The organism is Methylobacterium sp. ARG-1 (genome assembly GCF_001262595.1).
Lineage (GTDB): Bacteria > Pseudomonadota > Alphaproteobacteria > Rhizobiales > Beijerinckiaceae > Methylobacterium > Methylobacterium brachiatum.
In genome coordinates, this window is sequence record NZ_LHCD01000017.1 from 62,610 (window position 1) to 79,159 (window position 16,550).

Below are 16,550 nucleotides of genomic sequence, written 5' to 3' on the forward strand. Positions count from 1 at the left end.
GGCCGGCAACGCCGGGCTCAGGCGGCCTCGGCCGGGGTCCGGGCGCGCAAAGCCAGGGCATGCAGCCCGCGCTTGAACGCATCGTCCAGCAGGGCATTCACCAGGCGGTGCCGCTCCACGCGGCTCTTGCCCTCGAACGCCGAGGCGACGATGTCGAGCCGGTAATGGGTCTCGCCCCCGGGCCGCGCGCCGGAATGGCCCGCATGCAGGTGTGATTCGTCGATCACGTCGAGCCGTGCCGGCGCGAGTTCCGCGCGCAGCTTCGCCTCGATCCAGCCCCGAAGGGTGCCGTCTTCACCAGTCCCGTCAGCCATCGCGCCCTCACCTGATATCGTCGGCATCCGTCAAGCCCGATCCCGCGCATGCGTCATCAGGCCCGGTGCCCTTGTGTCTCTGGTTTGCCCCCTCATAATCGGCCCGTCATGGATCTCAACTCGCGCCTGTTCGACAGCATCCGGATCAGAAAACCGTCCTGCGACGAGCCGAAGCCTGCGGCCGATGGCACGTGCGAGAGTCCGGGCTGCACGCAGCCGGGCCTGCACCGGGCGCCGAAGGGCCGCAAGGCGGAAGGCCAGTACTGGCGGTTCTGCATCGATCACGTCCGCGCCTACAACGCGAGCTACAACTATTTCGACGGCATGAACGATGCCGCGGTCCAGGCCTATCAGAAGGACGCGATCATCGGGCATCGCCCGACCTGGGCCATGGGGGTGAACCCGGCCGGCCAGGGCAAGCCGGCCGAGGAGCCGACCCGCGACTGGGCCTATGTCGATCCGCTCGGCATCTTGCGCGGTGCCGGCGTCGAGGGACGCCGCCGCGCCCGCCAGCCGGAGCCGGAGAAGCCGCGCCGCACCGCCACGGTGCGCCGTGCCCTCGACGTGATGGGGCTCGAAGAAGGCGCGGACGGGCCCGCCATCAAGGCGCAGTACAAGGCATTGGTGAAGCGCTTCCACCCCGACGCCAACGGCGGCGACCGCTCGTTCGAGGAGCGGCTGCGGGACATCATCCGTGCCCACGACGTTCTGCGTGCCGCCGGTCTCTGCTGAGCGGCACGAACGATGCAGGTCTGATCGCTGGAGCGCCCTGAGGCCGCAGCGGAACCCCCTTCGTCGTCGAGCGCTCTAGGATAAGGCAAATTGCCCGGCGCAGCCCTATATGAGGCTCGTGCCGGTCGGTGGCGCCGCACAGCGCTGCCGTTTAAAGATTGAGTCCGCCCCGCGGCGGATGCCCGGCTCGACGTTACTTCCGTGCGGAAGCTCCATGCCCTCGGGCCGGAGTTCCCGCGCCTCACGAGGTCCCGAATGCTCTCTGACGACACGCCCGCCGCGCTGCCCGACCGCACCGTTTCCGTCCGCGAGGTCTTCGGCATCGACCTCGACCTCAAGGTTCCGGCCTATGCCGAACGGGAGGAACACGTCCCCGATCTCGATCCGGACTACATCTTCGACCGGGAGACGACGCTGGCGATCCTGGCCGGCTTCGCACGCAACCGCCGCGTGATGGTTACCGGCTATCACGGCACCGGCAAGTCGACCCATATCGAGCAGGTCGCCGCGCGGCTGAATTGGCCCTGCGTGCGGATCAACCTCGACAGCCACGTCTCGCGCATTGATCTCGTCGGCAAGGACGCGATCGTGCTGAAGGACGGTAAGCAGGTCACCGCCTTCCAGGACGGCATCCTCCCCTGGGCCCTGCAGAACAACGTCGCCCTGGTGTTCGACGAGTACGATGCCGGGCGGCCGGACGTGATGTTCGTGATCCAGCGCGTGCTGGAGCTGTCGGGCCGGTTGACGCTGCTCGACCAGAAGCGCGTGATTCGCCCGCACCCGGCCTTCCGGCTGTTTGCCACCGCCAACACCGTGGGCCTCGGCGACACGTCGGGCCTCTATCACGGCACGCAGCAGATCAACCAGGGCCAGATGGACCGCTGGTCGATCGTGACCACGCTGAACTACCTGCCGCACGACCGCGAGGTCGACATCGTGCTCTCGAAGGCGGTGCATTACCGCAACGACCAGGGCCGCGATATCGTCAACCGGATGGTGCGCGTGGCGGACCTGACCCGCAACGCGTTCATGAACGGTGACCTCTCCACCGTCATGAGTCCGCGCACGGTCATCACCTGGGCCGAGAACGCCGATATCTTCAAGGATGTCGGCTTCGCGTTCCGGGTGACCTTCCTGAACAAGTGCGATGAGCTCGAGCGGACCCTGGTGGCCGAGTTCTACCAGCGCGCCTTCGGCAAGGAACTGCCCGAGAGCGCGCTGAACGTCGCCCTGAGCTGACCGCATGGAGGAATACGTGGCGCGTCCGGCCCGAAGCGAAGCGATGGAGGCGGCTGCCCCGTCCGCGCGGGGCCGCACGCGCTACGAGGATGACCTGTACACCTGGGTGCAGGAACAGGTCGCGCTGCTGCGCGCGCGCCGGTTCGACGAAGTCGATGTCGAACTGGTTGCCGAGGAGCTCGAGGATGTGTCGAAGCGCGAAGATTCTAGGCTCTATAGCTGCCTGCGCGTGCTGATTATGCACATGCTCAAGTGGGATCAGCATCCCGAGCATCGCACCCCGAGTTGGATCTTCTCGATCCGCGAGCAGCGCCGACGCTTCGATCGGCTTCTCAAGGGCAGCCTAGGCCTCGAGTCCCGGCTCGATGAAGCCCTGGCTGAAGCCTACCCGGATGCACGGGACTGGGCTGCCAACGAGACCCTCCTCCCCCCCGACGAGTTCCCGCCGGACTGTCCCTACACCTGGGACGATCTGCTTGAGCGCCCCTTCGACCTCGATTCGGTGAAGACGTAGCCCCGCATGTCCATCTCCAACCGCAAGCCCGGTGAGCGTCGCGAATCCGTGGCCGAGCCCCTGAAGCGTTCGGTGGCCGGGTGCCTGCGCGCCATCGCCCGCCGGTCCGAAGTCGAGGTGACCTACGCCACCGACCGGCCGGCGCTGACCGGCGACAAGGCCCGGCTGCCCGAGCCGCCCCGCAAGCTCTCGGCGCAGGACGTGGCGGTGCTGCGCGGCAATGCCGACGCCATGGCGCTGCGGCTCGGCTGCCACGACATCGCGGTGCATCGCCGGCTTGCCCCCGAGAATGCCGCCGCCCGCGCGGTCTACGACGCGGTGGAGCAGGCCCGGGTCGAGGCGATCGGCTCGCGGCGGATGACGGGGGTGGCCAGCAACATCACGGCGATGCTGGAGGACCGCTACCATCGCGGCGGGAAGTACGAGACCATCACCGACCGGGCCGACGCCCCCATGGAGGACGCCGTCGCCCTGATGGTGCGCGAGCGCCTGACCGGACAGCAGCCCCCTGAGGCGGCCGCCAAGATCGTCGCGTTGTGGCGCGAGCATATCGAGGCCAAGGCCGGCCCCAACCTCGACGGGCTGATCGGCTCGATCGAGGACCAGCGCAAGTTCGCCCGCTCCGTGCGCGACCTGCTGACCTCCCTCGACATGTCGGACGAGACGCCGTTCGACGCCGAGGATGACGAGAACGACGACGAGAACGACGCCCAGGACGACGAGCAGAACCCGAGCGAGGGCGATTCCGAGGAGAAGAGCCAGGGCGAGCGTGCCGAGATCGAGACCTCGGAGGAAGCCTCCGACGAGATCGAGGAGGGCGCGCAGGAATCCGCCGACGCGCCGTCGGGCGAGCTGCCCGACGAATCCGAGGACGCGGAATCCGAGGAGGCCTCCGAAGCGTCGCGGCCGCCGACGCGCCAGGGCAACGAGGCGCGCGGGCCCGAATACCGGGTGTTCAACCCGCGGTTCGATGAGATCATCCACGCCGAGGAGCTGTGTGACGCCGACGAGCTGTCGCGCCTGCGCAGCTATCTCGACAAGCAGCTCTCGCACCTCCAGGGCGTCGTCGGCCGTCTCGCCAACCGGCTGCAGCGCCGGCTCCTAGCCCAGCAGAACCGCGCCTGGGACTTCGACCTCGAGGAGGGCCAGCTCGATCCGGCCCGGCTCGTCCGTGTGGTCATCGACCCCTACCAGCCGCTCTCCTTCAAGCAGGAGAAGGACACCAATTTCCGCGACACCGTGGTCACGCTGCTCCTCGACAATTCCGGGTCGATGCGCGGCCGGCCGATCACCGTGGCGGCGACCTGTGCTGACATCCTGGCGCGGACCCTGGAGCGCTGCGGCGTGAAGGTCGAGATCCTCGGCTTCACCACCCGGGCCTGGAAGGGCGGCCAGAGCCGAGAGGCCTGGCTCGCCGCCGGCAAGCCGCCGAACCCGGGTCGCCTGAACGACCTGCGCCACATCGTCTACAAATCCGCCGACGCGCCCTGGCGCCGGGCCCGGAAGAATCTCGGGCTGATGATGCGCGAGGGTCTCCTCAAGGAGAATATCGACGGCGAGGCCCTGGACTGGGCGCACAAGCGCCTGCTCGGGCGGCCGGAGCAACGCAAGATCCTGATGGTGATCTCCGACGGTGCGCCGGTCGACGACTCGACCCTCTCGGTCAATGCTGGCAACTACCTCGAGCGGCACCTGCGCTGGATGATCGAGGAGATCGAGACTCGCTCGCCGGTGGAGCTCCTGGCCATCGGCATCGGCCACGACGTGACCCGCTATTACCGCCGGGCCGTGACGATCATCGACGCCGAGGAACTGGGCGGCGCGATGACGGAGAAGCTGGCCGAGCTGTTCGAGGAGGACGGCGCGCCGGCTCCGGTTGGACGCATGCTGCGGGCGGCGGGCGGGCGGCGCTGATCGCGCCGCGCGGCCGTCAGCGCTCGTCCACCGCGATATTGAAGCGGAGCGCGCCGGCGACCAGCCCCTGCCGATAGTAGAAGCGGTGGCCGAGCACGTTGGCGAGCGGCGTGTCGAGCAGGAGCTTCGCGCACCCGTCCGCGCGCGCGAGCCAGATCAGGTGCTGTAGGAGCGCGCCTCCAAAGCCGCCGCCCCGGGCCGCCGCTTCGGTGACCAGATCATCGACGTAGAGATGCTGGCCATGGACGAGATTTTCCTGGATCCGGAAGCCCGCCACGGCCGTCGGCCTGTCTCTGTGCAGGAGGGTGATCAGCCGATAGCCCGCGCGGGCCTGGCTCTGCCAGCGCATGACCAGCTCCTCCGGTCCGGACAGGTGCGGCCGAAGCTGCCGCAGGAGCAGGTAGCAGGCCGCCACGGCCTCGGCGTCGGTCACGTCGGCGAAGGTCGTGTCGCGGAGGGGCTGCATCGCCGGGCTCCGTCAGGCGGTCCGGGCCGGAGGCGCGAAGTGCAGGCCGCCGGCGATGCGATTCCAAGCGTTGAGCGTCGCGATCACCACGGCGAGGCGCATGATCTCGTCCTGACCGAACAGCGCCGTCGGCGGCTCCGTGCGGTTTGACGGTTCGGGACTGGCCATGGCGGTCAGCCGCTCGGCCCAGGCCAGAGCGGCACGCTCCCGCGCGGAGAAGGCCGGGCTGTCGTGCCAGACCGCGATGAGATCGAGCGTGGCGTCGGCAATCCCGAGCCGCCGCGCCGCGTCGAGATGGTGGGCGACGCAGAACGTGCAGCCATTCAGCTGGGAGACGCGGATCTTGACGATCTCGGTGAGCCGCTGATCGAAACCGGTGTCGGTGATCGCCTTGCTGAGTGTCAGGAGGGCCGTGTGGGCGGCGGGCAGCGCAGTTCGGAACGCGTCATAGGAGATCGGTACACCTGTCAATGATTCCGCATGGCCCATGGTCGCCCCCGACTCAACGCATTAACGTAAGAACACGAACATGTTATCAGTGCCCTGACAAACTGCAAGGCTAGGGACCATGAGCGAACTGCCTGAGGCTGGGGAAGGCAAGCGCGGGATGGAGGGCCATCTGGGCTATCTCCTCCGTCAGGCCGCGCAGACGCACCGCAATCGCGTCGAGCGCGCTCTCGACGATCTCGGCCTGACCCTGCCGCAATTCTCGGTGTTGACGATGCTGGCGGCCTATCCCGGCCACAGCAATGCGGATCTCGCGCGCCTCGCGCTCCTGACTCCACAGACGATGAGCGTCATCGTGGCGAATCTGCTGAAGGCCGAGCTGATCGCGCGCGTGCCGCACCAGATCCACGGCCGCATCCAGAAAATCGCGCTGACAGATGCGGCGCAGTCACTCCTCGACGCCGCCAAGCGGCGCGTCTACGCCCTGGAGGCGGACATGCTGGGGGATCTCACAGGCGCGGAGCAGGCCATCATCCGGCAATGGCTGGTGCGGATCGCACGCCCGGACGCATGACGGCGGGCGATCCCTTGGAATCCGCGCAAGCGAAAACCGCCGGACCCTCTACGGGCCCGGCGGTTCGCGTCTCTTCAGTGAAAGCCCGGAAGGCTCAGGCCGCGACGGCCGGGGTCTCGGCGAGCTTCTTGTGGATCTCGCGCTTCAGCAGCCGGGCGGTCTGCGACAGGTCGCCCTCGCCGGCCTTCACCAGGAAGGCGTCGAGGCCGCCGCGGTGCTCGACCGAGCGCAGGGCGTGCGCGGTGATGCGCAGGCGCACCCGCTTGCCCAGCGCGTCCGACTGGAGCGTGACGTTGCACAGGTTCGGCAGGAACCGGCACTTGGTCTTGTGGTTCGAGTGGCTCACAAGGTGGCCGACCTGAACGGCCTTGCCGGTGAGTTCGCAGCGGCGCGCCATGATGACTAAAATTCCCGTCTCGTTCCGCCCGAGAAGACCCGATCGCAAGCGGCGCGATCATCGTCGCAGCGGGCGGCGCCCGATACGTATTCCAGGTCCAGCGGAGTCCTGTTGAAGGCGCGAGCCTATAGGCGACCTGCCCCCGATGCGTCAAGCTCCGCCGGGTCGAAGGTGCCCCGAGCGGGGGTCGGGCACCCAACGGTCTGTTAACCACGATGCCGGGATATAACCGTCATCGGCTCGACGAAGGCCGGCGCCGCGCCGGCACCGCACGTCGAGACCTCGTCTCGCGAGATCGTCTCGCACAAGATATTTTTCGCCCGCGTTTCCTGGGATGCGATCCGGATCATGAGCGCCACGCCTGTCCGTCGGACGATCAAGCCGCTGACGACGCGCCTTCTCGGGACCGTGCTCGCCGTCGCGGCGCTCGGTGCCCCGGCCGATGCGGCCGCCCGCGCGCGGCGGGCCGCCGCGGCGCCCGCCACCGTAACGGTGGATTACAGCATCAACCTCGCCGGCCTGCCGATCGGGACCGCGCGGCTCGCGGGCAGCTTTGAGCGCGATCGCTACCTGATGGACGTCTCGGCGACGCTGACCGGCCTCGTTGGGGCGATCACCGGTGGCAAGGGCTCGGCCCGGGCCTCCGGCAATTTCTCGGTGGCGCCGCAGCCCGCCGCCTTCTCGATCGCCACCCATACGGCCAGTTCGGGGATCGCGGTGCGCATGGCGCTCGCGCACGGCAACGTCGTGCAGGCCGAGATCACGCCGCCGCTGGTGGACATGCAGGACCGGGTGCCGGTCACGGCCGCCCACAAGCGGGGCATCATGGATCCGGTGAGCGCGCTGCTGATGCCGGCCCAGGGGCGGGGCGAGCTGCTCGATCCGGCCAATTGCAACCGGACCCTGCCGGTGTTCGACGGCGCCACCCGGTTCAACGTCGTGCTGAGCTACGCCGAGACCCGCCCGGTGCAGAAGCCCGGCTATGTCGGACCGGTCCTGGTCTGCACCGCCCGCTACCAGGCGGTGGCCGGGCACCGGCCGGACCGCCCCGGGGTGAAGTTCATGGAGGATAACCGCGAGATGTCGGTCTGGCTCGCCCCCGTCGAGGGGACGCGGGCCCTGATTCCCCTGCGCATCTCGGTGCTCACCACCATCGGCACCAACATCATCGAGGCGACGCGCTGGACCCAGGGCGCCGCCGAGACCGCAGGCGCCAGCGTCGCCCAGGCGAGCCTCCCCGCGCAGTGAGCACCCAGCGCAGGATCCGGCTTTGACCGCCGGCCTCTTTCCGGGCACCCGTGCGGGGCAAGAGCGACAGCCAGGGAGGCGCAGGACCATGCCGAAGGGCTACATCATCGTCCGGATGACGGTCACCGATCCGGAGACCTACGCGGCCTATGCCGAGATGGCCTCCGCGGCGATGCGGCTCTACGGCGCCAACCCCCTGGTGCGGGGCGGGCGCTACGAGGCGCTCGAGGGCGAGGCCCGGCCGCGCAACGTCGTGCTGGAATTCGAATCCTACGACGCCGCGCGGGCCTATTACGTCTCGCCGGAATACGAGGCCGCCAAGGCGAAGCGCCTGCCGGCCGGGATCGGCGAGGTCGTGCTGGTCGAAGGTGCCGATTGAACCGGCCGGTTCAGGCGGCGAGCGGCGCCCGGCCGTAATGGGTCGCGTACGCGTTCTCCACGGCCGGGATGATCTCGACGATCGCGAACCACCGGTCCCAGAACGCCGTCTCGCGTAAAGCCTCGACGACGCATTCGTAGGCGTGGTGGTCGCTGGCCTCCCACACCCAGAGATCGGTGATGCGGGTCGTGTAGAATTCGGCGTCGTAGAAGCGCAGCTTCACGGAGTCCGCGTGGCGACGCAGGATCGGCTCGAACACCTCGCGCAACCGGGCGAAGCGCTCGTCGATCGAGAGAGCGAGCCATTCGGGTGACGTCTTCACCAGCATGAAGACGGTGAGCTTGGAATTGAAAGTCTGGTCGGACATGGATGTGACAGCTCCGTGGGTCTGTTGGGACCCGGCGATGATGCCCCCGGGCGGCCCGGGGGCGAACTCGCGTTCATGACTGACCGGACGGCGCGGGAGCCGGCGCTCAAGCCCCGGAAAAACCCGGAACAATCCCGCTCCGCCGAGACGGTGCGGACGATTCTCGAAGGTGCGGCTCGCGTTCTGGAGGAGCGCGGCCTGGCCGGCTACACGACCAATGCCGTGGCCGAGCGGGCCGGCGTCTCGGTCGGCTCGGTCTACCAGTACTTCCCGGGCAAGGAGGCGCTGACCGCAGCCCTGTTGGCGCGGGAGACCGGGTTGCTGATCGCGGCAGTGCAGGACGCGGCCGGGGCGGCGACGCCGGAGCTCGGCCTGCGTCGGATCGTGCAGGCGTCCGTCGCCCACCAGATGTCCCGGCCGCGCCTCGCCCTGCTGCTCGACCGGGAGGAGAACCGGCTCCAGCTCGCCGACAGCCTGGATGCGGTCACCCGGGCGATCTCGGGCGCCTTGCTGGCGCTGCTGGGACGCCTCGAACCCGCGCCGCCGGTCGAGGCGCAGGTTGCGGCCGGCGACCTGTTCGCGCTCCTGCGGGGCATGGTGGATGCTGCGGGCGAGCGCGGCGAGCGGGCGGGCGACGCGCTGGAGCAGCGTGTCCTGCGCGCGGTGTTCGGTTATCTCGGGCTGCCCCCAGCGGCGCCGTAACCGGCAGGAGCTACGAGCGGATCGCGCAGTATTTCAGATCGCGCGCGATTGAGCGCCACCGAATCGCATCGTGGTGGACGGACCGATAGACCCCGCCACGGATGTTCCGGATCACCGCCCACACGCCCCGGGGTCGGCTGCGCGACACGTAGACCTGCTTCCTCTGCTGCAGCTGATGCAGGGCCCGCTGGAAAAAGTGGATCGCTTTTCCGCGATCGAAGAGCGGGAAAGCGGCCACCGTCGCGTCGGGGAGATCGCGGATCACCGCGATCATGTCGGCGGTAGCGGAGATGTAGTCGTCGAGCTCCTTGATCGGATCGTGGGCCTGCGCCTTGTGGCTGCGGCGGCCGTCCCCGAACAGGTTTGTCGCGTGCTGCCGGTAGGTGACCAGCGGCAGGTTCAGTTCTGCCGTCGCGCCCACCACCTGGCCGAGAAACACGATCCACCGGTCGTGGGCGATCTTTTCCTTGGGCACGATGAAGTCCCGGAACCGCCCCTCGATATCGGCCAGATGGAGGAGTTCCCGGCGGAAAACGATCGAAAATCCGAAGAAGGTCAGCCAGGGATCGTAACTGAGCGGCGGCTTGATGCCGGTGCGTTGAATGCCCTGAGTGAATTTTACCAGCTTACCGGTTGATTGGTCCAAGCTCGCGGCTGCATGCACGATCATGGAAATATTTTGCGCCGGGAAATACGCTGCGACACGCTCGAGTTTTTCAAAATCCCAAATATCATCCTGGTCACAAAACGCAACGAAATCGCCCTTGGCAGACAAAGCGGCTTTCAGGAAGTTGTCGCGAAACCCGAGATTGGAGTTATTGACTTTAATTTTTATCGGTATCGAGGAGAATGCAGCAATCGACCTAACGATTTCCAACGTCGGATCCGTCGATCCGTCATCCGCGACAATGATCTCGATTGGCCTGAAACTCTGGCCGACGACGCTCTCGAGCTGCTCACGAACGAATGCCGAGCCATTATATGTGGCTATGACCACCGAAACAGTTTTACTTTCAGCATTCATTTCCACCGGCATTGATATCCTGGCATCTCAAAATTGAACATTGGCTTGATGCCGAACCCAGCGCGCCCGCAAAGCGCTCAAAAAATTATAGCCTGCCATTACTATAACAGCCCGGAATACATTTGGGAACGGCGGCCGCTTTTAAACCGGGCGGCAATGAGGAATCTCGCGCCGGCGCTTAGGTGTTTATCGCGCACGGCGTTGTTGTTTCACCTTAGGCAGGAACGGGCCGTTCCGCCTCCGATCGATGACTCGCAGGGCGCTCGGCTCGACCGTCGCCCTGCCTCGATCCACTCTGAGAAAACGGATATTGGCGACCCAGCTCCGGGAGCCCATCAAGCTGGTCGATTTGGCGGTGGAATCTTTCACCGACCCTGCCATCATCCACACATGCGCCCGCACCGCCCCCGAATTGCCCTCGCCCTCGCCCTCGCGGCGCTCACACGCGCTTGGCCGGCCGCGGCCCAACCCCTGACCGCGGGATCGGCCGATCCCGGTTGCGGCGGCGACGCCTTCTCATCGGCGCAGGTAATCGAGCACCGGCCGCCGCGGCACGGTCCGCTGGTCTCGGTCCCCGACACCCTCTGCGCAGATCTCGCGCCCCAGCCCGGATCCCCGGCGACGCAGATCGAGGTCTATCCGCTGATTATGCCGCAGGTTGGCAGCGGCCCGGGTGATATCCCATATGGGGGAGGATCAACGCGGCCCTATCGTCCCTGACGCGACCGGCCGCCCGAACCCCCTGCCCGCGCCAGACGGCGCCGCGCCGGCCTTCCCGTCCGAAGGAACCGCCGACCATCGACGCGCCGCTCCGCCCCCTCCCCCGCCGGTCCCTGCCGCGCGACGTCCGTGCCCGCGGCGTGACGGCGGTCCTCGGACCGACCAACACCGGCAAGACGCATCTCGCGATCGAGCGGATGCTCGCGCACCCGACCGGCATGATCGGGCTGCCCCTGCGGCTGCTCGCCCGGGAGGTCTACCTGCGCGTGGTCGCCAAGGTCGGGCCCGAAAAGGTCGCCCTCGTGACCGGGGAAGAAAAAATCAAGCCGGATCGGCCGCGCTACTGGATCTGCACGATCGAGGCGATGCCGCGCGACCTCGACGTCGCCTACGTCGCCATCGACGAGATCCAGCTCGCCGCCGACATGGACCGCGGCCACGTCTTCACCGATCGCCTGCTCTACGTGCGGGGCCGGGAGGAGACGCTGCTGATCGGCTCCTCGACCATGCTGCCGCTGGTCCAGGGGCTGATCCCGAACGTCCACACCACGACGCGGCCGCGCCTGTCCAAGTTGAGCTTCGCGGGCGAGAAGCGGCTTTCGCGCCTGCCCCGGCGCACCGCGATCGTGGCCTTCTCGGCCGAGGAGGTCTACGCGATCGCCGAGCTGATCCGGCGCCAGCGCGGGGGCGCGGCGGTCGTGCTGGGCGCCCTCTCGCCCCGCACCCGCAACGCCCAGGTCGAGATGTACCAGGCGGGCGACGTGGACTACCTCGTGGCCACCGACGCGGTCGGCATGGGGCTCAATCTCGACGTCGACCACGTCGCCTTCGCGGCGAACTGGAAATACGACGGCACCCGGTTCCGCAAGCTGACCCCCGCCGAGATGGGCCAGATCGCGGGGCGCGCCGGGCGCCACCTCGCCGACGGGACCTTCGGCTCCACGGGCCGCTGCCCGCCCTTCGAGCCCGAGATGGTCGAGCGGCTGGAGAATCACGACTTCGACCCGCTGCGCATCCTGCAATGGCGCAACCCGGATCTCAGCTTCGGGACGCTGGAGGCGCTTCAGGCGAGCCTCGACGAGCACCCGCGCGAATCCGGCCTCACCCGCGCGCCGATGGGGCAGGACCAGCAGGCCCTCGAGATCCTGATGCGCGAGGACGACATCCGCGACATGGCGCGGAGCCAGTCCACGGTGCGACGGCTCTGGGACGTCTGCGGGGTGCCGGATTACCGCAAGGTCCACCCGCAGGTGCATGCCGACCTCGTGGCGCAGCTCTACCGCTTCCTCATGAAGGGCATGGCCGGACGCATCCCCGACACGTGGTTCGCCGAGCAGATGGCGATGATCGACCGCACCGACGGCGACATCGATACGCTGTCCCGGCGGATCGCCCAGGGACGCACCTGGACCTTCGTGGCCAACCGCCCCGATTGGCTGCGCGACCCTGAACATTGGCAGGGCGAGACACGTCGGGTAGAGGACAGGCTGTCAGACGCCCTGCACGAACGCCTCGCGAGCCGCTTCGTCGACCGGCGCACAAGCGTCCTGATGCGGCGCCTGAGAGAGAACACGATGCTCGAAGCCCAAATTTCCGCCGACGGTGACGTCACCGTCGAGGGTCAGCATGTCGGTCACCTGCATGGATTCTTATTCGTCCCGGATGCGAGCGCGGAGGGGCACGAGGCCAAGACTCTGAGGAGCGCCGCCGAGAAGGCGCTCTCCGGGGAGATCGAGGCCCGGGCCGACCGCTTCGCGACGACGGCCGATTCCACGCTCGTGCTCGCGCATGACGGGATGATTCGCTGGACCGGCGCCCCGGTGGCGAAGCTGACCCCCGGCGAAAAGCTGTTCGCGCCGCAGATTCGCCTCCTCGCCGATGACAGCCTGACCGGCGCGCATCGCGAGAAGGTCGAAGCGCGCCTCGATGCCTGGCTGAAGGCCATGATCGTGCGCCTGCTCGGCCCGCTGATGGAGCTCGAGACCGCGGGCGACCTCACCGGCCTCGCCAAGGGCATCGGCTATCAGGTGGTCGAGGCCCTGGGCGTGCTAGAGCGCTCCAAGGTCGCTCAGGAGATGCGCAGCCTCGACCAAGAGGGGCGCGGGGCGCTCCGCCGGCACGGGGTGCGCTTCGGCGCCTACCACATCTTCCTGCCGGCCCTGCTGAAGCCGGCGCCGCGGACGCTGGCAGCTCAGCTCTGGGCCCTGCGCAACGGCGGGCTCGACCAGCGCGGCCTCGATGAGATCGCCCATCTGGCCGGTTCCGGCCGGACCTCGATCAAGGTCGATCGCGAGATCGCCAAGGGGCTCTACCGGGCGGCCGGCTTCCGCGTCAGCGGCGAGCGGGCGGTGCGGGTCGACATTCTGGAGCGGCTGGCCGACCTGATTCGCCCGGCGATCGCCTATCGCCCCGGCACGACGCCGGGCGCCCCGCCGGACGGCACGGCCGACGGCGACGCGTTCGTCGCCACGGTCGGCATGACCTCGCTGGTCGGCTGCTCGGGCGAGGATTTCGCCTCGATCCTGAAGTCCCTGGGTTACACGCTGGAAGCTCGCCCCGGCCCGGCCATCACGGTGCCGCTGGTCCCCGCCGCCGCGACCGCACCGGTCGTGGTCACCCCGCCGTCGGGCGCCGCCCAGGAGGGTGAGGCGGAGACGACGGGCCAGGAAGCAGGGGGCGAGGCCGGCGCCGAAGAGGCGGACGCCGTTGCCCAGGTCGCGGACGCCTCCGGCGATGCGGCTTCGGCTCCCGACAGCACGGACGCCGCTGAAAGCACCGAGCCGGCCGTCTCGGCCGAATCCAGCCCGGAGGCCGAAGGTGCCTCCATCGCCGAGGCCCCGGCGGAGGCCGAGCCCGTCGCGGCGGCGGCAGCCGAAGCCGAGCCCGTGCCGGAAGAGGCTCCGGCCGAGGCTGCGCAGGCTGCCGAAGCATCTGAGGCAGATGTGCCTCCGCCCGCCGAAACGGCTGCTGCGAACGAGCCGGAAGCGGCCGAGGGTGCGCCTGCTGGTGCCGAGGGCGAAGCCCCGGTGGAGCAGGTCCTGATCGAGGTCTGGCGCCTGCAGCGCCACCAGCGACCGGCCAATCCCCGGCCGCAGAACCGTCCGCGCGGGGCGGGTCGTGGACGCGACGGTGGCCAGCAGGGTCAGCACCAGGGTCCGGGTCGCCCGGAAGGCGCGCGGCCCGAGCAGCGGCGCGCCGAGGACGGCGAGCGCCCCGGCAACGAGGGCGGTCCGCGCACCGGACGTGATCGGGGTCCCCGTCGGGACCGTTTCGAGGGGGGCCGTCCGGAGCGCCGGGACGACCAGCGCAACGCCGAGCAGCGTCATTCGGCGCCACGGCCCGACCAGCGTCCGCCCCGGCGCGAGCGGGCTCCCGACCCCGATTCGCCGTTTGCCAAGCTGGCCGCGCTGAAGGCGCAGCTCGAAGCCGGCGACGGCGGGAAGCGCTGACGCGCCCGCATGCGGGAGGGTCGGCAGCGGCTCGACAAATGGCTGTGGTTCGCGCGCTTCGCGCGGACCCGATCCCTGGCCGCGCGCCTGTCCGAGGACGGTTTCGTGCGGGTGAACGGAATCCGGGCCGAGAACCCGGCCAAGGGCATCGTGATCGGGGATGTCGTGACGGTGGCCGCGCCGCATGCGACCCTGGCGGTGCGCGTGCGCGGCCTCGGCGAGCGCCGGGGGCCGGCTCCGGAGGCGCGGCTTCTCTACGAGGATCTCGCCGGCATCCCGATCGCGGTCGACCCACTCGAGTGATGAGCCAGCGCCACAGCAGCCGGTCGAGGACCCGATCGCAGGCGCCCTGGGACACCGGCGCGCTTGTCAGCCCGGAAGGCAGGGTCTAGAGCCATCGGCTTCCGAAAGACCCGGTTCGACGCCGGGTTTTGCGGCGCACGATCGCAGCGCCACCGGGGCGTGCGGGCCTTCGAGGCTCCGCCCGGGCAGACCAGAATTTTTAGGACGAAGACAGCCGATGACCTACGTCGTCACCGACAACTGCATCAAGTGCAAGTACATGGACTGCGTCGAGGTGTGTCCGGTGGACTGCTTCTACGAGGGCGAGAACATGCTCGTCATCCATCCGGATGAGTGCATCGATTGCGGCGTCTGCGAGCCGGAATGCCCCGCCGAGGCGATCAAGCCCGACACGGAATCGAATCTGGAGACGTGGCTCAAGCTCAACGCCGACTACGCGAAGAGCTGGCCCAACATCACCCAGAAGAAGGACGCTCCGGCCGACGCCAAGGAGTGGGACGGCGTCGCCGGCAAGCTCGAGGCGCATTTCTCGGCCAACCCCGGCTCCGGCGACTAGGACCGGCTGCAGGGCTGGTCGTCGATGCGGCGCCGGGGCTTTAAAGCCGCCGTGACGCTGCACAGACTGGATAACGGATCGCCTCACGATGTTGCGATCTGTCGTCGGGTTACCGGGTCCCTGTCGATCGCGATCCAAACCGTTTACGACGTGCGTCCTGCGAAGCCCTGGGCCGCAAGCATGTCATTTCTCTCCGGCCGAGCCGGTGTAAAACTCTTTTGAGGCGACGCCCGGACTGCGCGCGCTTCTTCAGGGATGCTTTGATCTGCGCGCCGGATTGTGATACACAATCCGCCTGCCGTCGCTCGCGCCAGACGTGCTCCCTCCGGCCGAAACGCCTTTCGCTTTCGTGAATTAGGAGTGGTGGTACGCGAACGACCGCCGAGGGTGACTTCGGCGGATGTTCTGGTGTTTGCACGGTCGCGCCGGGGAACGCCCGGGTGCTCGTCCTCTGGGGCGGGTCATCCCGGGAACGGCGAGGCAAACCGGGTATCCCGCCCGGAAGAACACGGTTTTGCGCGGCGCGGAGCGTCGCGCGCCAGTGGAGGCCCTTCTCGCATGACCACAGCCAAGAAGACGACGACCGCAGGCCGGCAAGGCTTCAAGACCGGTGAGGCCGTCGTATATCCGGCCCACGGCGTCGGTCGCATCACCGCGATCGAGGAGCAAGAGATCGCGGGTTACAAGCTTGAGCTGTTCGTCGTTTCGTTCGAGAAGGACAAGATGGTCTTGCGCGTCCCGACCGCGAAGGCCAACTCCGTCGGCATGCGCAAGCTCGCCGAGCCCGATCTGGTGAAGAAGGCTCTGGACGTGCTGACCGGCCGCGCCCGGATCAAGCGGACCATGTGGTCGCGCCGGGCCCAGGAATACGAAGCGAAGATCAACTCGGGCGATCTGCTCGCGGTCACCGAGGTGGTGCGCGACCTGTTCCGCTCGGAGGCTCAGCCCGAGCAGTCCTACTCGGAGCGTCAGCTCTACGAGGCTGCCCTCGACCGGATCGTGCGCGAGATCTCCTCGGTCAACCGCATCACCGAGACCGAGGCGCTGAAGCTCATCGAGCAGAGCCTGGCGAAGTCGCCGCGCCGCGCTAAGAGCGAGGCCGAGCCGGAGGCGGAAGCCGAGGGTGAAGGCGACGACATCCAGGAAGTGGCCGCCTGAGGCGTCCATCCCTTCAAGATTTTGCAAAGCCCGGCCCCGGTGGCCGG

The 16,550-nt window shown here is 68.3% G+C and carries 19 protein-coding genes; 13 read left to right on the forward strand and 6 right to left on the reverse strand.

The window, feature by feature from the left end:
* Positions 1–17: 17 nt before the first annotated feature.
* Entirely contained in the window at positions 18–314 is a 297-nt protein-coding gene (locus AKJ13_RS17110; protein ID WP_050734432.1) for a BolA family protein, read from the reverse strand.
* A gap of 108 nt (positions 315–422) precedes the next feature.
* On the opposite strand from AKJ13_RS17110, the gene AKJ13_RS17115 reads away from it, so the two are divergent.
* The 4 genes from AKJ13_RS17115 (at position 423) to cobT (ending at position 4,713) form a co-directional block, all read left to right on the forward strand.
* Positions 423–1,046 carry a DnaJ domain-containing protein gene (locus AKJ13_RS17115; protein WP_007559637.1) on the forward strand — a complete coding sequence of 208 codons (624 nt, stop codon included), beginning with the start codon at positions 423–425 and terminating at the stop codon, positions 1,044–1,046.
* 255 nt (positions 1,047–1,301) lie between these two features.
* Positions 1,302–2,285, forward strand: coding sequence for a cobaltochelatase subunit CobS (cobS, locus tag AKJ13_RS17120; protein WP_007559639.1), 984 nt, complete (start codon positions 1,302–1,304; stop codon positions 2,283–2,285).
* Between the two features lie 4 nt (positions 2,286–2,289).
* Positions 2,290–2,799 carry a DUF29 domain-containing protein gene (locus tag AKJ13_RS17125; protein ID WP_244471635.1) on the forward strand — a complete coding sequence of 170 codons (510 nt, stop codon included), beginning with the start codon at positions 2,290–2,292 and terminating at the stop codon, positions 2,797–2,799.
* A gap of 6 nt (positions 2,800–2,805) precedes the next feature.
* The gene (gene cobT, locus AKJ13_RS17130) at positions 2,806–4,713 is read left to right on the forward strand and encodes a cobaltochelatase subunit CobT (protein WP_050734433.1); all 1,908 of its coding nucleotides are present in this window, start codon (positions 2,806–2,808) and stop codon (positions 4,711–4,713) included.
* Between the two features lie 16 nt (positions 4,714–4,729).
* Here cobT and AKJ13_RS17135 read toward each other — a convergent pair whose 3' ends face one another.
* Both AKJ13_RS17135 and AKJ13_RS17140 read right to left on the reverse strand, forming a co-directional pair.
* Positions 4,730–5,179 (reverse strand): GNAT family N-acetyltransferase, encoded by a 450-nt coding sequence (locus AKJ13_RS17135; protein ID WP_050734434.1) that lies wholly within the window; start codon positions 5,177–5,179, stop codon positions 4,730–4,732.
* 12 nt (positions 5,180–5,191) lie between these two features.
* The gene (locus AKJ13_RS17140; protein WP_244471636.1) at positions 5,192–5,650 is read right to left on the reverse strand and encodes a carboxymuconolactone decarboxylase family protein; all 459 of its coding nucleotides are present in this window, start codon (positions 5,648–5,650) and stop codon (positions 5,192–5,194) included.
* A gap of 97 nt (positions 5,651–5,747) precedes the next feature.
* Here AKJ13_RS17140 and AKJ13_RS17145 point away from each other — a divergent pair, with 97 nt between their 5' ends.
* On the forward strand, positions 5,748–6,200 hold the full coding sequence (locus AKJ13_RS17145; RefSeq protein WP_050734436.1) for a MarR family transcriptional regulator: 453 nt from the start codon (positions 5,748–5,750) through the stop codon (positions 6,198–6,200).
* Between the two features lie 94 nt (positions 6,201–6,294).
* Here AKJ13_RS17145 and rpmB read toward each other — a convergent pair whose 3' ends face one another.
* Positions 6,295–6,597 carry a 50S ribosomal protein L28 gene (rpmB, locus tag AKJ13_RS17150; protein ID WP_007559647.1) on the reverse strand — a complete coding sequence of 101 codons (303 nt, stop codon included), beginning with the start codon at positions 6,595–6,597 and terminating at the stop codon, positions 6,295–6,297.
* A gap of 348 nt (positions 6,598–6,945) precedes the next feature.
* Between rpmB and AKJ13_RS17155 the strand changes: the two genes are divergently transcribed.
* Positions 6,946–7,845, forward strand: coding sequence for a DUF3108 domain-containing protein (locus AKJ13_RS17155; RefSeq protein ID WP_144426282.1), 900 nt, complete (start codon positions 6,946–6,948; stop codon positions 7,843–7,845).
* Positions 7,846–7,933: 88 nt separating this feature from the next.
* On the forward strand, positions 7,934–8,224 hold the full coding sequence (locus tag AKJ13_RS17160; RefSeq protein WP_050734437.1) for a DUF1330 domain-containing protein: 291 nt from the start codon (positions 7,934–7,936) through the stop codon (positions 8,222–8,224).
* A gap of 10 nt (positions 8,225–8,234) precedes the next feature.
* Here the strand turns inward: AKJ13_RS17160 and AKJ13_RS17165 are convergent, their stop codons facing one another.
* Entirely contained in the window at positions 8,235–8,591 is a 357-nt protein-coding gene (locus AKJ13_RS17165) for a darcynin family protein (protein ID WP_050734438.1), read from the reverse strand.
* A gap of 75 nt (positions 8,592–8,666) precedes the next feature.
* Between AKJ13_RS17165 and AKJ13_RS17170 the strand changes: the two genes are divergently transcribed.
* Positions 8,667–9,293: a TetR/AcrR family transcriptional regulator gene (locus tag AKJ13_RS17170; protein ID WP_050734439.1), complete on the forward strand. Its 627-nt coding sequence runs from the start codon at positions 8,667–8,669 to the stop codon at positions 9,291–9,293.
* A 10-nt stretch (positions 9,294–9,303) separates the two neighbouring features.
* Here AKJ13_RS17170 and AKJ13_RS17175 read toward each other — a convergent pair whose 3' ends face one another.
* A complete protein-coding gene (locus tag AKJ13_RS17175; RefSeq protein ID WP_050734469.1) occupies positions 9,304–10,317 on the reverse strand; it encodes a glycosyltransferase in 1,014 nt (337 codons plus the stop codon).
* 390 nt (positions 10,318–10,707) lie between these two features.
* Between AKJ13_RS17175 and AKJ13_RS32700 the strand changes: the two genes are divergently transcribed.
* The 5 genes from AKJ13_RS32700 (at position 10,708) to AKJ13_RS17195 (ending at position 16,503) form a co-directional block, all read left to right on the forward strand.
* On the forward strand, positions 10,708–11,037 hold the full coding sequence (locus AKJ13_RS32700) for a hypothetical protein (protein ID WP_082316998.1): 330 nt from the start codon (positions 10,708–10,710) through the stop codon (positions 11,035–11,037).
* 197 nt (positions 11,038–11,234) lie between these two features.
* Positions 11,235–14,486, forward strand: coding sequence for a helicase-related protein (locus tag AKJ13_RS17180; protein ID WP_050734470.1), 3,252 nt, complete (start codon positions 11,235–11,237; stop codon positions 14,484–14,486).
* A gap of 9 nt (positions 14,487–14,495) precedes the next feature.
* Complete coding sequence (locus tag AKJ13_RS17185) at positions 14,496–14,789, forward strand: RNA-binding S4 domain-containing protein (protein WP_050734440.1); 294 nt, start codon at positions 14,496–14,498, stop codon at positions 14,787–14,789.
* 217 nt (positions 14,790–15,006) lie between these two features.
* Positions 15,007–15,345: a ferredoxin FdxA gene (fdxA, locus tag AKJ13_RS17190; protein ID WP_007559660.1), complete on the forward strand. Its 339-nt coding sequence runs from the start codon at positions 15,007–15,009 to the stop codon at positions 15,343–15,345.
* Positions 15,346–15,903: 558 nt separating this feature from the next.
* Entirely contained in the window at positions 15,904–16,503 is a 600-nt protein-coding gene (locus AKJ13_RS17195; protein ID WP_007559661.1) for a CarD family transcriptional regulator, read from the forward strand.
* Positions 16,504–16,550: the final 47 nt, after the last annotated feature.

What these genes read in the sequence shown, in the direction of transcription:
- AKJ13_RS17110 (WP_050734432.1), bottom strand. Translation starts at nt 314, where the DNA reads ATGGCTGACGGGACTGGTGAAGACGGCACCCTTCGGGGCTGGATCGAG.
- AKJ13_RS17115 (WP_007559637.1), top strand. Translation starts at nt 423, where the DNA reads ATGGATCTCAACTCGCGCCTGTTCGACAGCATCCGGATCAGAAAACCG.
- cobS (WP_007559639.1), top strand. Translation starts at nt 1,302, where the DNA reads ATGCTCTCTGACGACACGCCCGCCGCGCTGCCCGACCGCACCGTTTCC.
- AKJ13_RS17125 (WP_244471635.1), top strand. Translation starts at nt 2,290, where the DNA reads ATGGAGGAATACGTGGCGCGTCCGGCCCGAAGCGAAGCGATGGAGGCG.
- cobT (WP_050734433.1), top strand. Translation starts at nt 2,806, where the DNA reads ATGTCCATCTCCAACCGCAAGCCCGGTGAGCGTCGCGAATCCGTGGCC.
- AKJ13_RS17135 (WP_050734434.1), bottom strand. Translation starts at nt 5,179, where the DNA reads ATGCAGCCCCTCCGCGACACGACCTTCGCCGACGTGACCGACGCCGAG.
- AKJ13_RS17145 (WP_050734436.1), top strand. Translation starts at nt 5,748, where the DNA reads ATGAGCGAACTGCCTGAGGCTGGGGAAGGCAAGCGCGGGATGGAGGGC.
- rpmB (WP_007559647.1), bottom strand. Translation starts at nt 6,597, where the DNA reads ATGGCGCGCCGCTGCGAACTCACCGGCAAGGCCGTTCAGGTCGGCCAC.
- AKJ13_RS17155 (WP_144426282.1), top strand. Translation starts at nt 6,946, where the DNA reads ATGAGCGCCACGCCTGTCCGTCGGACGATCAAGCCGCTGACGACGCGC.
- AKJ13_RS17160 (WP_050734437.1), top strand. Translation starts at nt 7,934, where the DNA reads ATGCCGAAGGGCTACATCATCGTCCGGATGACGGTCACCGATCCGGAG.
- AKJ13_RS17165 (WP_050734438.1), bottom strand. Translation starts at nt 8,591, where the DNA reads ATGTCCGACCAGACTTTCAATTCCAAGCTCACCGTCTTCATGCTGGTG.
- AKJ13_RS17170 (WP_050734439.1), top strand. Translation starts at nt 8,667, where the DNA reads ATGACTGACCGGACGGCGCGGGAGCCGGCGCTCAAGCCCCGGAAAAAC.
- AKJ13_RS17175 (WP_050734469.1), bottom strand. Translation starts at nt 10,317, where the DNA reads ATGAATGCTGAAAGTAAAACTGTTTCGGTGGTCATAGCCACATATAAT.
- AKJ13_RS32700 (WP_082316998.1), top strand. Translation starts at nt 10,708, where the DNA reads ATGCGCCCGCACCGCCCCCGAATTGCCCTCGCCCTCGCCCTCGCGGCG.
- AKJ13_RS17180 (WP_050734470.1), top strand. Translation starts at nt 11,235, where the DNA reads ATGCTCGCGCACCCGACCGGCATGATCGGGCTGCCCCTGCGGCTGCTC.
- AKJ13_RS17185 (WP_050734440.1), top strand. Translation starts at nt 14,496, where the DNA reads ATGCGGGAGGGTCGGCAGCGGCTCGACAAATGGCTGTGGTTCGCGCGC.
- fdxA (WP_007559660.1), top strand. Translation starts at nt 15,007, where the DNA reads ATGACCTACGTCGTCACCGACAACTGCATCAAGTGCAAGTACATGGAC.
- AKJ13_RS17195 (WP_007559661.1), top strand. Translation starts at nt 15,904, where the DNA reads ATGACCACAGCCAAGAAGACGACGACCGCAGGCCGGCAAGGCTTCAAG.